This window comes from Herbaspirillum hiltneri N3 (assembly GCF_001267925.1).
In the GTDB taxonomy this organism is placed as follows: Bacteria; Pseudomonadota; Gammaproteobacteria; order Burkholderiales; family Burkholderiaceae_D; genus Herbaspirillum; species Herbaspirillum hiltneri.
This window is the reverse complement of record NZ_CP011409.1, coordinates 3,956,391-3,971,946: the sequence shown is the minus strand read 5'-3', so window position 1 is coordinate 3,971,946 and position 15,556 is coordinate 3,956,391. Positions and strand designations below refer to the sequence as shown.

13 protein-coding genes are annotated in these 15,556 nt (G+C 60.9%); 9 read left to right on the top strand and 4 right to left on the bottom strand.

Annotated features, from left to right (window positions below):
• Positions 1-52: 52 nt before the first annotated feature.
• The gene (locus F506_RS18025; RefSeq protein WP_053199721.1) at positions 53-919 is read right to left on the bottom strand and encodes a LysR family transcriptional regulator; all 867 of its coding nucleotides are present in this window, start codon (positions 917-919) and stop codon (positions 53-55) included.
• A 112-nt stretch (positions 920-1,031) separates the two neighbouring features.
• Between F506_RS18025 and bla the strand changes: the two genes are divergently transcribed.
• From bla to F506_RS23505, 6 genes are all read left to right on the top strand, one after another.
• Entirely contained in the window at positions 1,032-1,934 is a 903-nt protein-coding gene (bla, locus tag F506_RS18020; protein ID WP_053199718.1) for a class A beta-lactamase, read from the top strand.
• A 279-nt stretch (positions 1,935-2,213) separates the two neighbouring features.
• Complete coding sequence (locus tag F506_RS18015) at positions 2,214-3,827, top strand: methyl-accepting chemotaxis protein (protein WP_053199716.1); 1,614 nt, start codon at positions 2,214-2,216, stop codon at positions 3,825-3,827.
• Between the two features lie 415 nt (positions 3,828-4,242).
• Positions 4,243-5,577 carry an MFS family transporter gene (locus F506_RS18010; protein WP_144424095.1) on the top strand — a complete coding sequence of 445 codons (1,335 nt, stop codon included), beginning with the start codon at positions 4,243-4,245 and terminating at the stop codon, positions 5,575-5,577.
• 91 nt (positions 5,578-5,668) lie between these two features.
• Positions 5,669-7,528, top strand: a complete 1,860-nt coding sequence (locus F506_RS23700) for a sensor histidine kinase (protein ID WP_053199714.1) — start codon at positions 5,669-5,671, stop codon at positions 7,526-7,528.
• On the top strand, positions 7,491-8,831 hold the full coding sequence (locus F506_RS18000; RefSeq protein WP_053199712.1) for a sigma-54-dependent transcriptional regulator: 1,341 nt from the start codon (positions 7,491-7,493) through the stop codon (positions 8,829-8,831). The genes F506_RS23700 and F506_RS18000 overlap by 38 nt, the downstream gene beginning before the upstream one ends.
• Positions 8,832-8,980: 149 nt before the next feature.
• Positions 8,981-9,121, top strand: coding sequence for a hypothetical protein (locus tag F506_RS23505; protein ID WP_016833343.1), 141 nt, complete (start codon positions 8,981-8,983; stop codon positions 9,119-9,121).
• 34 nt (positions 9,122-9,155) lie between these two features.
• Here F506_RS23505 and F506_RS17995 read toward each other — a convergent pair whose 3' ends face one another.
• The gene (locus F506_RS17995) at positions 9,156-9,575 is read right to left on the bottom strand and encodes a hypothetical protein (protein WP_053199710.1); all 420 of its coding nucleotides are present in this window, start codon (positions 9,573-9,575) and stop codon (positions 9,156-9,158) included.
• Between the two features lie 158 nt (positions 9,576-9,733).
• On the opposite strand from F506_RS17995, the gene F506_RS17990 reads away from it, so the two are divergent.
• Complete coding sequence (locus F506_RS17990) at positions 9,734-10,777, top strand: dienelactone hydrolase family protein (protein WP_053199707.1); 1,044 nt, start codon at positions 9,734-9,736, stop codon at positions 10,775-10,777.
• Positions 10,778-10,793: 16 nt separating this feature from the next.
• On the opposite strand, the gene F506_RS17985 is transcribed toward F506_RS17990, so the two are convergent.
• Positions 10,794-11,453, bottom strand: a complete 660-nt coding sequence (locus tag F506_RS17985; RefSeq protein WP_053199704.1) for a thiopurine S-methyltransferase — start codon at positions 11,451-11,453, stop codon at positions 10,794-10,796.
• Between the two features lie 134 nt (positions 11,454-11,587).
• Here F506_RS17985 and F506_RS17980 point away from each other — a divergent pair, with 134 nt between their 5' ends.
• Positions 11,588-12,022 (top strand): DUF6566 family protein, encoded by a 435-nt coding sequence (locus F506_RS17980; protein ID WP_053199701.1) that lies wholly within the window; start codon positions 11,588-11,590, stop codon positions 12,020-12,022.
• Between the two features lie 134 nt (positions 12,023-12,156).
• Here the strand turns inward: F506_RS17980 and F506_RS17975 are convergent, their stop codons facing one another.
• Entirely contained in the window at positions 12,157-14,262 is a 2,106-nt protein-coding gene (locus F506_RS17975) for a TonB-dependent siderophore receptor (protein ID WP_053199699.1), read from the bottom strand.
• Between the two features lie 283 nt (positions 14,263-14,545).
• On the opposite strand from F506_RS17975, the gene F506_RS17970 reads away from it, so the two are divergent.
• Complete coding sequence (locus F506_RS17970; protein ID WP_053199697.1) at positions 14,546-15,556, top strand: zinc-binding alcohol dehydrogenase family protein; 1,011 nt, start codon at positions 14,546-14,548, stop codon at positions 15,554-15,556.

Genomic DNA, 15,556 nt, shown 5'->3' with positions numbered 1-15,556 from the left:
GTTCTCTTTCACAACTATCAGGCATTTCCTGATACGCGATGTGGCCTTTTGTCTACGCCGCAGGGATCGCATGCGCCAGCAGCCAGTTGCGGAAGACTTGCATCGCCGGCGTTTCCTGCCGCGATTTCAGGCGGGTGAGCCAGTAGGCGCCGTCGCTGATGGAGATGTCGAAAGGGCAGGCCAGCCGGCCCTGCCGGAGTTCGCGTTCGAACATGTTGACCGGCAGCAGCGCCACGCCGGCCTGTTGCGCCACCGCTTCAGCCATGGTCAGCGAGGAGTCGAACACGAAGCCGCGGATCGGCGGGCAGGGCGCACCGGCGGCGGCGAACCAGTGGTTCCATTCGTCGGTGCGGTACGAACGCAGCAGTGTTTCGCCGGCCAGATCCTGCGGGCGGCGCAGCCGTGCCGCCAGCGCCGGCGCGCACATCGGCGACAACGGAGCGGCGAACAGGCGCTCGGCGTCGGTGCCGTGCCAGGCGCCGTCGCCGAAACGGATCGCGTAGTCCAGCCCTTCGCCGGCCAGGTCGACGCGGTTGTTGTTGGTCAGGAGGCGCAGATCGACAAACGGATAGGTCTGCTGGAATTCGCGCAGCCGCGGCATCAGCCAGCCGACCGCAAACGTGCCGACCGCGCCCAGCGTCAGCACTTCGCGCATCTGGCCGTTCTCGAACTGGCCCAGCACGGTGGTGATGCGCTCGAAGGACTCGGCCAGTACCGGCAGCAGCGCCAGCCCTTCATCGGTCAGCGCAAGGCCGCGCGGCAGGCGACGGAACAGCGTCACGCCGAGGCGCTCTTCAAGATTCTTGACCTGCATGCTGACGGCAGTCTGCGTCACGTTCAGCTCGTCGGCGGCCGAGGTGAAGCTGAGGTGGCGCGCCGCCACTTCGAAAGCGCGCAAGGCATTGAGGGGCAGATGCATGGATCGTCCGGATATCAGTTTTTCTAGGGTCTGGGGCAAATTATCGTGAATTGCGATGGCGTCCCTTGCTGCCTATCATTTCGCTTCGTCTCCAATTTTGCAAGGAAAAATGATGATCGACAGAAGATATTTTCTCGCCATGGCCGGTTCGGTATTGGCGGGCTGTGCCGGCAGCGCATGGGCGGCTGGCGCAGCTGAGGCAAAAAAATCTAAGGACTCACCTTCCGTTGTGTCACGCCTGGCCAAGCTGGAAGCAAGCGTCGCCGGGCGTCTCGGCGTGGAAATCCTCGACAGCGGCACAGGCCGTCGCTGGGGCTATCGCGCCGACGAACGCTTCCCGATGTGCAGCACCTTCAAGTTCCTGGCGGCTTCGGCCGTGCTTCGGCGTGTCGACACCGGCGCTGAACAGCTCGACCGCCGCATCGTCTACGGTGAAGACGTGCTGGTGAATTACTCGCCCACCACCAGCAAGCATGTCGGCGGCGACGGCCTGTCGCTGGCGCAACTGTGCGAGGCTGCCATCACGCTGAGCGACAACACTGCGGCCAACCTCATCTTGCATAGTCTCGGCGGCCTCGGGCCTTTCAACAAATTCGTGCGTTCGCTGGGCGACGACACGACTCGCCTTGATCGTTTCGAGACCGAGCTCAATACCTCCATCCCCGGCGATCCGCGCGACACCACGACGCCCACGGCGATGACCGGCAACCTGCAAAAAGTCCTGCTCGGCGATGCCTTGTCGGCAGCGTCGCGACGCCAGATCACGGCCTGGATGCTGGCCAACAAGACCGGTGACCGCCGCGTGCGCGCCGGCATGCAGCCAGGCTGGAAAGTGGGCGACAAAACCGGTTCGGGCGACTACGGCACCACCAACACCGTCGCCATCATCTGGCCGCCGCAGGGGGCGCCGTTGCTGGCATCGATTTACCTCACCGAAACCAGGGCGCCGGAAGAGCAGCGCAATGCGGTCCTGGCGGAAGTCGGCAAACTGATCGTCAGCGGTCTCAACCGGTAAGCATTTGTTCAATCGGCAAGATCGTGGTATTTCCGGCAACACTTGAAGGTCGATCTTGCCTAAGCGCTAATACTATTTTCGTTTTTCTGATGCCTTTTGTGCAACATCAACCTCAAAGCCCCGATCTGCGGGGCTTTTCGGCGTATGTTGCAGCTAATCAAACATCCCGTTTTGATTTGTAATGGCGACCTGCCCGGCGGTGCCGGGCGGATCGGGGTCGCCCCGAGAATTTAAAAAACACGTCGTAGCAGCGGCGGTAAAACGGGATGGAAAAAAGTAATGAACATTATCGGAAACATGCGAATCGGCAAGCGCCTGGCTTTGGGCTTCGCCGTCATTCTGGCCTTCTCCATCGTGATCACGGCCATCGGCATCTGGCGCTTGCAGACGGTGTCGTCGGCCACGCGCGAGATGATGAGCCAGCCCCTCCTGAAGGAGCGCCTGATCGGCGACTGGTACGCCAACCTCGCCAGCGGCATCCGCCGCACCATCGCCATCGCCAAGAGCAGCGATCCGGCGCTCGGCCCGTATTTTGCGGCGGAAGCGGCCGCTTCGTCCAAGGGCTCCGGCGAGTACCAGAAAAAGGTTGAAGCACTGCTGGAAAGCGATGAAGAAAAGAAGCTGTTCCAGAAGATCGGCGAGCAGCGCAAGCTGTATCTCAGCTCGCGCGACGCGATCAACAAGGCCAAGGCCGCCGGCAACATCGAGGAAGCCGAGCGCGTGCTGGAAAAGGATTTCGTACCCGCATCCAACGCCTACCAGGACACCATGCGGCAACTGGTCGAACTGCAGCGCAAGGACATCGACGAGACCGCCAAACACATCGATGTCATCGCCGAAGACAGCCGCATTTTGCTGCTCGCGCTGGAAGGTCTGATCCTCGCGCTGGGCGTGCTCTGCGCCTGGTACCTGACGGTCGGCATCACGCGTCCGATCAATTCCGCCGTGACGATTTCGCGCCGCGTCGCCGAGGGTGACCTGACCAGCGACGTCCAGGTCAGCAGCAAGGATGAAACCGGCCAGTTGCTGCAAGCGCTGCAAGACATGAACATCAGCCTGCGCGGCATCGTGAGCAACGTGCGCACCGGCACCGACACCATCGCCACGGCCTCGAGCGAAATCGCCGCCGGCAACCTCGACCTGTCCTCGCGCACCGAGCAGCAGGCCAGCGCGCTGGAAGAAACGGCGTCGTCGATGGAAGAACTGATCTCCACGGTCAAGCAGAATGCCGACAACGCGCGCCAGGCCAACCAACTGGCCGTGTCTGCATCCGAAATCGCGACCCAGGGCGGCGGTGTGGTCGGCCAGGTGGTCGACACCATGGGCGCGATCAACGACTCGTCGAAAAAGATCGTGGACATCATCAGCGTCATCGACGGCATCGCCTTCCAGACCAATATCCTTGCCTTGAACGCCGCTGTGGAAGCCGCGCGTGCCGGCGAACAGGGGCGCGGCTTCGCCGTGGTCGCCTCCGAAGTGCGCAGCCTGGCGCAACGCTCCGCAGCCGCCGCCAAGGAAATCAAGGTACTGATCAACGACTCGGTGGAAAAGGTCGGCAACGGCAGCAAACTGGTCGAGCAGGCCGGCGCGACGATGGCTGAAGTGGTCAACAGCGTCAAGCGGGTCACCGACATCGTCGCCGAGATCAGCTCCGCCAGCGAAGAGCAGACCACCGGCATCGAGCAGATCAACCACGCCATCACCCAAATGGACCAAGTCACCCAGCAGAACGCCGCGCTGGTGGAAGAAGCAGCCGCCGCTGCCGCCTCGATGCAGAGCCAGGCCGACAGTCTGGCGCAGCTGGTCAGCGTGTTTACGCTGAGCGGTACGCCCGCCTTGCCGGCCGTGCGCCGCACCATCGACATCACGCCGACGGAACCGCGCCTGCGCTGATCCGCCGGACACGCTGCAACAGGAAGCCCGGCCCGGCAACGGTCCGGGCTTTTTTATCGGCCTGCATTCTGGCTGGATATCCGCAATCTGCGTGTCCGGGATTCCGGATGTTCGCAAGGAAAGCGCTTTCCTTGCCGCAACAGATTTCGAAAACCCGTTTGAAATCAGACGCTTGAGCAAGCTCCGCTTACTGGCACGATGCCTGCATACAGGTCTCCAAAACAAGAAAGCAGGAGACAGATGTGAGGCCGCTTCCTCCGCCGCAACCCGGCAAACCAATGTCCTTTTTCGCTCCTGTCGCACCGCCTTGGCGGCAGCGATTGCAGGCACGCGCCTGACACCAACATCAAACAGCCGGTTTGCCCCGTGATTTTTCGCGGAGCGCCGCCGGCCGCTTACAAACCTGGAGATAGCAATGACCCAAACAGTTTCCACCACGCCACCGACGCCGGCTCCGGCCGCATCCGTCGCTACCGGACCATCCACCACCAGGCAGCGCATCTTCGCGATCCTGGGCGCCTCGTCGGGTAACCTGGTCGAGTGGTTCGACTTCTATGTCTATTCGTTCTGTGCGATCTATTTCGCACCGGCCTTCTTTCCCAAGGGGGACACCACGACGCAACTGCTCAATACCGCCGGCGTGTTCGCCGCCGGTTTCCTGATGCGTCCGATCGGCGGCTGGCTGTTCGGCCGCATCGCCGACAAGCACGGCCGCAAGACCTCGATGATGATCTCGGTGCTGATGATGTGCGGCGGCTCGCTGATGATCGCCTTCCTGCCTACCTATGCCGTGATCGGCACAGCGGCGCCGTTCCTGCTGCTGGTGGCGCGCCTTTTCCAGGGCCTGTCGGTGGGCGGCGAGTACGGCACCAGCGCGACTTACATGAGCGAAGTCGCACCCAAGAACAATCGCGGCTTCTTCGCCTCGTTCCAGTACGTCACGCTGATCGGCGGCCAGTTGCTGGCGGTGCTGGTGCTGGTGGTCATGCAGCAGACGCTGAGCAATGAGGAGTTGCGTTCCTGGGGCTGGCGTGTGCCGTTCGTGCTGGGCGCATGCGGCGCGCTGATCGCGCTGTACCTGCGCAAGTCGCTGACCGAGACCGCTACCGACGAGACCCGGAAGAAGAAGGAAGCCGGTACCTTCGCCGGCCTGTGGAAGCACAAGCGCGCTTTCTTCACCGTGGTCGGCTTCACCGCCGGCGGCTCGCTGATGTTCTACACCTTCACCACCTACATGCAGAAATACCTGGTCAACACCGCCGGCATGGATGCCAAGACCGCCAGCGCGGTCATGACCGGCGCGTTGTTCGTCTACATGATCCTGCAGCCGCTGTTCGGTGCGCTGTCCGACAAGATCGGCCGCCGCAACATGATGCTGCTGTTCGGTGCGCTGGGTACCCTCTGCACCGTACCCATCCTGCATATGCTCAAGGACGTCACCGACCCGTACGCGGCCTTCGGCCTGGCGATCCTGGCGTTGTGCATCGTCAGCTTCTACACCTCGATCAGCGGCCTGATCAAGGCCGAGATGTTCCCGCCGGAAGTGCGCGCGCTGTGCGTCGGGTTGTCGTACGCGGTGGGCAACGCCATCTTCGGCGGCTCGGCCGAGTTCGTCGCGCTGTCGTTCAAGGCGGCCGGTATGGAGTCCAATTTCTACTGGTACGTGTCCGTCATATGCGCGATCGCCTTGCTGATCACTTTCTGCATGCGTGATCCGAGCAAGGTCGGCTACCTCAAGGACGAAGACTGATGGAGTTGCGGCAAGCAAGGCAGGAGAGGGTAAGGCAGGGTGCTCCAGCGGGTATCATGGCGGCATCCATGTTCAGCGCACCTCTCCAGCCATGACTTCCCGCAAATTTCCAATATTGATCGCCGTCGGCGCGCTGTGCGCGGCGGCGGTTTTTTTTGCGTCGTACTTCGTCGCGGCGGAAAAGGCCCGTAGCGACCTGCATGCTGCCGGCGAACGCCAGCTGCAAATCGTCGCGCTCGACCTGCAATCCATCCTCGACAAGTTTGAGATCATGCCGTACGCGCTGGGTGCATTGGCCGATGTCGACCAGGTGTTGCATCATCCCGGCGATGCAGCTGCGGTGCAGCGGCTCAACCTGAGCTTGCAGGCGATCCAGATGCAGTCGAAGGTGTTGGCAATTTACATGATGGATGCGCGCGGCATGACGCTGGCGGCCAGTAACTGGAACGAGGAAACTAGCTTCGTCGGCCGCGATTTCGGCTTCCGGCCCTATTTTGCAGAGGCGCTGGCGGGCGGCTCCGGACGTTTTTATGGCATCGGCAATATCTCCAGCGAACCGGGCTATTTCATGGCCCAGCCGATTTATCCGGCCGGTACGCCGCGCGGGGAAGGCAAGCCGATCGGCGTGATGACGGTCAAGGTCGACCTGTCCGAGTTCGAACACACCTGGCGCAGCAATGAAGATCCGATCACATTGGCCGATCACAGTGGCGTGGTGTTCCTCAGCAACCGCCCGGAATGGAAATATCACAGCCTGCGCCCGCTCGACGGCAAGCTGCAGCAGGAGCTTGCCGGCACCCACCAGTACGCCGATCAGCCGATCACGCCGGTGGCCGAGATGCCCAAGCCGTTGCGGCGCGGTTTCGGCGATCACGTCTCGCGTTCCATCGACAAGCAGGACTGGCAACTGATGCTGTTTCCATCGCAGTCGCGCATCAATCGCATTGCCATGCTATGGGCCATGTGGGTGGCGCTGATCATGGCGATCGCGGCGATTTCGCTGTGGGCGATCTACCAGCGCAGGCGGCGCTTGCAGGAACGGCTTGAATCGCGCGACGCATTGCGCCGTGCAGCGCAGGAGCTGGACGCCACCATCGCCGTGCGCACCCAGGAGCTGCGCGTGGCAAACCAGGCGCTGGAAGGAAAATACGTCACCCTGCAGCAGACCGAAAGCCTGCTGCGCTCGACGCAGAATGAGCTTGTCCAGGCCGGCAAGCTGGCCATGCTGGGGCAGATGGCGGCAGGCGTCACGCATGAGCTGAACCAGCCGCTGGCGGCGATTCGCGCCTTCGCCGACAACGCCGTGCAATTCATGCGTCGCGGCCAGTTGCCGCAAGTGGAAGAGAATCTCGAACACATCAGCGGCGCCAGCGCCCACATGGGCAAGATCATCGCCCAGCTGAAGGGCTTCGCGCGCAAGAGCGGCGACGCGATCGCCGTGGTCGATGTGGCCCAGACGGTGGAGGCGGCGGTGCTGCTGCTGCGCAACGAGTTCCGTCAGCAGGCAGTGGCCATCGAGATCGATGTGCGCAGTCCGGTGCAGGTGATGGGCGACGTGGTGCGCACCGAGCAGGTGCTGATCAACCTGCTGCGCAATGCCATCGACGCGGTCGAGACGGTCGAATACGTCGCCGACAAGCGCGTGACGGTGATCGTCGGGCACGAAGCCGGCGAAGCTGTCATCCGCATCCGCGACAGCGGCCCGGGCATTCCTGACGAAGTCGCGCCGCACCTGTTCGAACCCTTCTTCACCACCAAGCCGAGCGGCAAGGGCCTCGGGCTGGGACTGGCGATATCGTCGTCGATCGTGCAGGCGATGAATGGCCGCCTGTCGGCGCATAATCTGCCCGAGGGCGGCGCCGAATTCATCGTGCGCTTGCCGGCACCGGCACCGGACCCTGCATCAGCAATTCATGGAGACATCATTGACCGCACTCGCCATCCTGATTGAAGACGAACAAAGCGTGCGCAAAGCCACCACGCAAACGCTGGAGCTGGGCGGGTTCAGCGTGCAGGCCTGCGCCGACGCCGAGCAGGCCTTGCCGTTGCTGCACGCCGGTTTCGCCGGCATCGTGGTGACCGACGTACGACTGCCGGGACGTTCCGGCCTGGAAGTGCTGGCGCATGCGGTCGCCGCCGACGCCGACCTGCCGGTGATCGTGGTGACCGGGCATGGCGACGTCGCCATGGCGGTGGAAGCGATGCGGGCCGGCGCCTATGATTTCATCGAAAAGCCCTTCGCCGCCGACCGCCTGCTGGAGACCGCACGGCGCGCGCAGGAGAAGCGCAACCTGGTGCTCGACAACCGCCGCCTGCGCGAAGCCTGGCTGACCGATCCCGCCACACCGGCGCTGGTGGGCCAGTCGGCGGCGATGGAGCGGATCCGTACGCTGATCCGCAGCGTCGGTCCGACCTCGGTCGACATCCTGATCAACGGCCAGACCGGCGCCGGCAAGGAAGTGGTGGCGCGCCAGCTGCACGCCGCCAGCGAACGCAAGGGGCCATTCGTGGCGATCAATTGCGGCGCATTGCCGGAGAGCGTATTCGAAAGCGAGATATTCGGCCACGAAGCGGGCGCGTTTACCGGCGCGCAAAAACGCCGCATCGGCAAACTGGAATACGCCAACGGCGGCACGCTGTTCCTCGATGAAATCGAAAGCATGCCGATGGCCTTGCAGGTCAAGCTGTTGCGCGTGCTGCAGGAGCGCAGGCTGGAGCGCCTGGGCGGCAACGAGTCCATCGCCGTCGATTGCCGCGTCATCGCCGCCAGCAAGGCCGACCTGCTGCAGCTGAGCGCGCAGGGCGCATTCCGTGAAGACTTGTATTACCGCATCGGTGTGGTCAGCATCGATTTGCCGCGCCTGCGTGACCGGCGCGAAGACATTCCGCTGCTGCTGGCGCATTTCATCCACGCTGCGGCAATCCGGTATGGCCGGGCGGCGCCGCCCTGGACGGCGGCGCTCATGGCGCAGTGGCAGCAACGCGACTGGCCCGGCAACGTACGCGAGCTGCGCAACTTCGCCGATCGCTGGGTGCTCGGCGTGGCCGACAGTAGCATGGCCGATGCCGCCGCCGCGACTGCGGCAGCCAGCCTGCCGCAGCAACTGGATGCCTATGAGCGCACGCTGATCGAGGATGCGCTGGCGGGGGCCGACGGCAACGTCGCGCTGGCGGCGGAGCACCTCGGCATTCCGCGCAAGACGTTATACGACAAGATCAGGAAATACGACCTGGCGAATGCGCGCGGCGGCTGAGCACGCTGCCAGGCAGACGCGTTATCCTTTGTTTTCGGGACGGCCTGGGTTAGACTCCTGCCCAAGGGAAACAAGAGGACGATTCCACGCTGCAGCAACGACTTGCAGCAGCGACTTGCGGCGTCGACCTATCACTATCGGGGAATATCATGAAGCGTTTTATCGCCATCTCGCTGGCTGCCTGCATCGCCTTTATCCTGTGCGCATGCGAACGCACTGAATTCGAAAAGAAATCCGAACGCGACGCCGACGCCCGCCGCGCCATCAACACCAAACCGAAGTCGCAATGACGTCAGTGAAGCCGACTGGCGGCGGGGGCGCCGTTCAATAGCCTTGCTGCCAGTTTTTCGGGGTCTTGTAGGCGTGGCTGACGACAATGCGCGTCGCCGCAATCAATCCGCTCAGTCCCAGCACCAGCTGCGTCAGCCTGTCGCCGGGCACGGCCCATACCGATGACGACGGCGCCGCGATGCCGGTTGCGGCGCTGATCACCGGCGCCACCCATTCCGCTTCTTCCGTCACGTCCAGCAGGATGTCGCCTTCCGGCGTCGTGTGCAGGTACACCTCGCCGCCCAGTTCCATGCAGAAACAGATGCCGTAACCCTTGGTGTTGTCCTTCTTCACGGCCTGCTGCAAATCCCGGTTGTAACTATCGATCCACGCTTCCACGTCGTAGGTGGTGGTGAGCACGATCCATGGGCGGGTCGGCTGGATGTCGGGAGAGTCTTGATCTGGGTCTTGCATTGGCTGGACGTCGTCGCTGGCTGAGGGAAAACAGCATTATCGCTTTATTTCGAGGGGAGTAGCCGTCAAGGCGTTCGCAATCTCCGGCTTCTGACGCACTTGTCAGCCAAGATGCCGTGCTTGCTGGCATGATGGAGTGCATTTTTGGGAAAGAAGACATGAACTCGAAAAAAATATTCCGCCATCTCCGCCATCTTCGTCACCATGCGCAGGTACTGATGCCGCTCCTGGCGCTGTGCTCCATGCTGTCCTGGTCCGGTACCGCCTCCGCCCAGCAAAAGTTGAGCTTCCCTTCGGCTGAATACGCCAACAAGTTCGAGATGGCCAAGAAGGCCGGCAAGCCGATCGAGATTTTCGGTTACCTGACGCTGCCGCCGAATCCGCCGGCCGGCAAGATTCCCGTGGTCGTGATCGCGCACGGCAGTGCCGGCGTGGAAGCCAAGGACACGGATTTCTGGGCGCCGTATTTCAACAAGCTCGGCTTTGCTGCCTTCGTGGTCGATTCGTTCACGCCGCGCGGCGTCGAGAGGACGGTGGAAGATCAGACTCTGGTGAGCAACGCCGCCGACACCGCCGACGCATTCTTTGCGCTTAAATTCCTCGCCGCCGATCCGCGCTTCGACGCTGACCGCATCGGCATCATCGGTTTCAGCCGAGGTGGCGTTGCGGCCAATGAAACAGCGGTCAAGTCCTTTCGCGACAACGTGCTGCGCGAAAACAAGAATCTGCAATTCGCCTTCCATATTCCCGCTTTCCCCGGCTGCCAGAATTCACGCTTCCGCAAGAACGGCAGCTACGACAAGACCGGTGCGCCGATGCTATTCCTGATGGGAAGCAAGGACGACTACACGCCTGCCGCGTTCTGCCTCGATCAGATCAAGGGCATGCAGGAGGAATATCCGGGCGTCATTGATTACCGCGTCTACGACGGCGCGCATCACAGCTTCGACGGCAATCAGGGCGTGCACTACCTCCGACTCGCCACCTCCACCCGCAACTGCCCGATGACCGAAACCGACATCGCCAGCTGGAGCCGCCACCTGGTCGGCAGCAGTGACAAGCTGTCGGCGGCGGAGGAGCGCAAGATCTACAAGGATTGCACCAGTGTCGGCGTCACCGTCGGTTCGTATGACAATCGTTACCGCGAACTGGCGAGCAAGGACGTGGAGGATTTCCTGCGCAGGATCGGGCAGCTCAGGTGAGGTGCGATGAGGGCAATCAGCGTTTGCGCTGCAGCTGATAGACCACCGTATCGAGCCTGCTGACGCCGCGCTCGCTGAATTTCGGCTCCTTGTCGAGGATGTCGCGACGGTCGATCACCAGCGCGGCGGAATGCGCTGCGAAGATCTCCTGCACCTCCGCATCGCCGACTGAGAAGGGCGGCCCGTCCATCTGCTCCTGCGGATAATCGAGGGTGATCAGGATGCCGCGATAGTGCGCGGACAACTGGCCGTAGACGTGCTGCGCATAGCGTGCGCGCATGTCGGCCGGCAGCGCCACCAGGGCGGCGCGGTCGTAGACGCCGACGCATTCCGACAGCAGCCCCGCATCCAGCTTGAAAATATCTCCGCAAATGATCTCGACATCGCCGGCCGCATAGTGGCGGCCATAAGCGGATTCATGGATTTCCGGCTGCAAGCGGTTCTCGTCGAAGAACTGTTCGACCGCCAGCTGCGACAATTCCACGCCCAGCACGCGATGTCCCTGCGAGGCCAGCCACACCATATCGAGCGACTTGCCGGCCAGCGGCACCAGCACCCGGCAACCTTGCGGCAGCGCCAGCGTCGGCCAGTATTTTTGCAGCAGCGGCGTCACGCGGTTTTGATGAAAATGCGTGCGTCCGTCGCGCCAGCGCTCCAGCCAGAATTCTGCATCCATGAACTTGTCCTGTAAATTTGTTTGACGCATATTGTAGCCGCCTGCAGGAAGGACGAGGCAAGGGCGAGGCATTGCCTCCATGCAAGAGGGGCATATGCTACGATGCTCGCAGATTATCTATTGAGGCAGAAACAATGGCGCAGTACGGTTCCACCCATCGCGGCAAACACTTCATCGTGGTCGACAGCACGAAGCCCGGCCAGAAGGGCGTGTTTTGCAGCATCAAGGTCGACGGTGAAGACGAATACCCGGACATCAAGGGCTCGCCCTTCGAGACGGTCCACGCCGCGCAGATGGCCGGCGCGGCATTCGCGCGCGCGCTGATCGACTCCGAACTTGACCTCGACTCTTACGAACACAAGGGCTACTTCATCCGCGCCAGCGGCAGCGAACAACGCGACGGAACCTGGATCGGCGCTTACCAGCTGCATCGCAACGACAATCCGGTGCCGTTCCGCCGCGCCAACGTCACCCCTTTCCGCGGCAACACGCGCAAGGAAGCGGAAGACCACGCGGTGGCGGTGGCGCGCGAGGTGATTGATGAAGAGGTGGCTGCGGGGAAGTTGTAAGCTTTAGCGGAAGCCGTAATCCGCGCAAGAGAAGCGATTTGCAAAACATCCCGCCCGCCGGCGGGATGTTTGTTTGAGGCACAAGATGCAAGAGATGCAAGAGATGCAAGAGATCATAAAGCCTCTTGCACAGATCAAAAGTCCATCTTCAAACGACCGACCACACTTCGCTCCGTCCCCGGAATGACATACAGATTGCCCCACGAGCCGGCGTAGTAGTTGCGATTGAACAGGTTGTGCACGTCAACGGACAGTCGCACGGTTTTATTGATTTGCCAGTAGCTCAGCAGCTTCACCGTTGCATAGGCCGGCAAGGTGTAGGTATCTGCGGTGTTGCCGGAGCGATTGCCTACATAGTTGACGCCGCCGCCCAGGCCAAAGCGACTCCCGTTTGCCAGGGCATCTTCACGCATGGCCAGCAGGCCGGCGCTAAAAGCAGGGATGTTCGTCAGGCGGGTTCCGGCTGCCAGTGTCTTGTCCTTCGTTACGCGGGCATCATCCCAGGAAAAATTCCCGGAGACACGCCAGTTGGTGTTGATCTGACCGAAGACATCCGCCTCGAAACCGGTGCTTTTCACCTCGCCCGCAGCCACCGAGAAACCAGCTACATCGCTGGATGTCAGTACGTTGGTCTTGGTGATGTCATAGACCGCGAAGGTGGCGCCCAGACGTTCATCCGGGGTCTGCAATTTCACGCCCGCCTCATAGGCGGTGGAGTGCTGCGGATCAAAAGCCTTGCCGTTGATGTCGGTGCCGCTATTGCCGCGAAAGGATTTTCCGGCGGAGATGTAATACGAACTCCAGTCGTTGGGCAGATAGGTGATGCCTGTACGCGGTGAAACCGCACTTTGCTGCCGCGAGCTGGAGGAGACGGTCGGCACGCGGTTGCGAACCGTCTGGTTGTACTGGTCCCAACGCAAACCGCCCAGTAATTTCCATTGCGGAGACAGGCTGATCTGATCCTGGACAAACACGGCCTTCACACGCTGATATTCATCCGAACTGGACGTCCGTGTAATCAGCGCCGGTAACGCCGTGCTATAGACCGGGTTGTAGATGTCAATGGGGGTGTTGGCGGAACGCAAAATCTCCGTGTTCATCCACAGCCTGGAAGCTTCCGTGCCGAACAGGACGGTGTGGCCGATGCTGCCGGTGTTGAATTTTCCTTCCAATTCAGCCTGGAAGGACACGTCCCGTGACGGCAATTGACGCCAGGTCCGACGCCTGTTCAATGTGCGATTGTCCGCGGCGAGCGAGTCCGCCTCGGTGTAGTAGCCATCGAAAGTGCTCTCCTTGTAACTCGCGCCGAAACGTGCGCGCCAGTTTTCCGACAGCGTGCGATCAAGTGTCAGCTGATGCGTATTACTGGTCATGTTCATGTTGCCGTCCGATGGCTCGTTCAGAACCCGGTCACGGGGAAGCGTTCCCAGTACTCCACGCACATTAATCAGGCCGCGGTCGAGCGGCGTACTTGACTGCAAAAATTCGCCTTCGTAGTTCAGCATGGTGTCTTTGTCGATCACCCACGCAATGGCCGGCGCGATCAGGGAGCGGCGATTGCTGAGCAGGTTTGAGCGCGTGTCTCCTTCTTCACTCATCACGTTGAGGCGATAGGCGACGCTCTTGCCGAGCGGGCCGGTAGTGTCCAGGGTTGCGCGCTTCAGCCCGCTGCTTCCAACGCTGAACTCGGCGACGTTCTTCTGTGTAAATTGCGGTTTCTTCGTGACGATGTTGATGGTGCCGCCTGGCTCGCTACTACCGTAAATCGCCGATGCCGGACCTTTCAAGAACTCGAACCGTTCCACTGTGGCGGTGTCCCGACGCGGATTGTAGCCACGAGAGCCGGGAAATCCATTGACCAGAAATCCCATGTCGGTGCTGCTGAAACCACGGATGCCAAAGTTGTCCCACGTGCCGCCGAAGTCATTGAGTCGCGTAATTCCGCTGACGAAATCGACGGTGTCGGCCAAACGCAATGCACCAAGGTCTTCAATCTGCTGCGCGGTCATGATGCGGACGGCCTGGGGCACTTCGCGCAAAGGAGTGTCGGTACGGGTTGCGCCGCTGCTGCTCGTCGCGTGGTACGACTGAGGCGCTTTGTCGGCGACCACATTGATTGAGGGGAGTGCGGATTCGGTGAGCGTATTGCCTGCGGTCTGGGCTAATGCCAGGTTGTTGGCAGCCAATAGACTGACCGCTAAAAACCGGCGTGAACGGGGCGTCCCTTTGAGCAAATTCATATATTCCGACTAAAAATAAGAAAAGCCGGAATATAAATGAGAATCGTTATTCTTTGTAAAAAAGTTCGCGATCGGAGGCAAGCAGTTGGTGATTTTCTGAAACTTCTTGTAGTTTATTTTCTTGTATTATATATTTATAAAACATTAAAAATAGAACGCTTTCCTCTTCTCATTCATCTTTGTTCGATTTTTATCCTTGCATTTATCGCTTGGAGTTTCGGCTCCTTGAATTTGTATCTTAAATATAATAATCATTTAAATATCTCTGAAAGCGCTGGAAACAATGAAATGTATCGTGTGTGATACCCCGGGCGTCCTGCGTATGGAGCAGAGGCCAGTGCCAACCCCAGGTCCTGACGAAGTGCTGATTCGCGTAAGGCGTATTGGCATTTGCGGCACCGATATGCATATTTTCAACGGCAAGCAACCGTTCCTGGAGTACCCCCGCGTCATGGGGCACGAATTGTCGGGAGAAGTCGTGCAGGCGCCAGCCGGGTCCGGCCTGGCTGTCGGTAGTCAAGTGGCGGTCATGCCTTATATGGCTTGCGGTGAGTGCGTCGCCTGCCGCAAAGGGAAAACCAACTGTTGTACCAAAATCCAGGTGCTCGGCGTCCATTGCGATGGCGGCATGACCGAATTTCTGTCGGTCCCCGAAAAGTTTGTCGTGGAAGCCGACGGTATTTCGCTCGATGACGCCGCAATGATCGAGTTCCTGGCGATCGGGGCGCATGCGGTGAAACGTGGCGCGGTCGGTCCGGGAGCAAACGTGCTGGTGGTGGGAGCAGGTCCGATCGGGATGGCGGTAATGCTCTTTGCCAAGCTCAAAGGAGCGGTTGTCACCGCGCTTGATACGCGCCAGGACCGGTTGCAATTTTGCCGGGATGCCTTGCAGGTGGCGCAGACCGTCGAAGTCGGTCCAGGCGACAAGGAGCAGCTTTCCAAAATGAGTAACGACGAATTCTTTGATGTCGTGTTCGACGCCACCGGAAATATCAAGGCGATGGAAAGAGGCCTGGAGTTCGTGGCCCACGGCGGGACCTATGTACTGGTCTCGATTGTCCGGGACACGCTGTCGTTCTCGGACCCGGAGTTTCACAAACGCGAAACCAGTCTGCTTGGCAGCCGCAATGCCACAATAGAAGATTTCCAGGATGTCATTGCTGCAATGAGGGCGGGTTTGGTGCCGACGAAATTGTTGAATACGCACCGTGCCGGCCTGGACGAATTCACCGAGATTTTGCCGCACTGGATGGCGCCGTCCACCGGTGTCATCAAGGCCATTCTCGAGGTATGA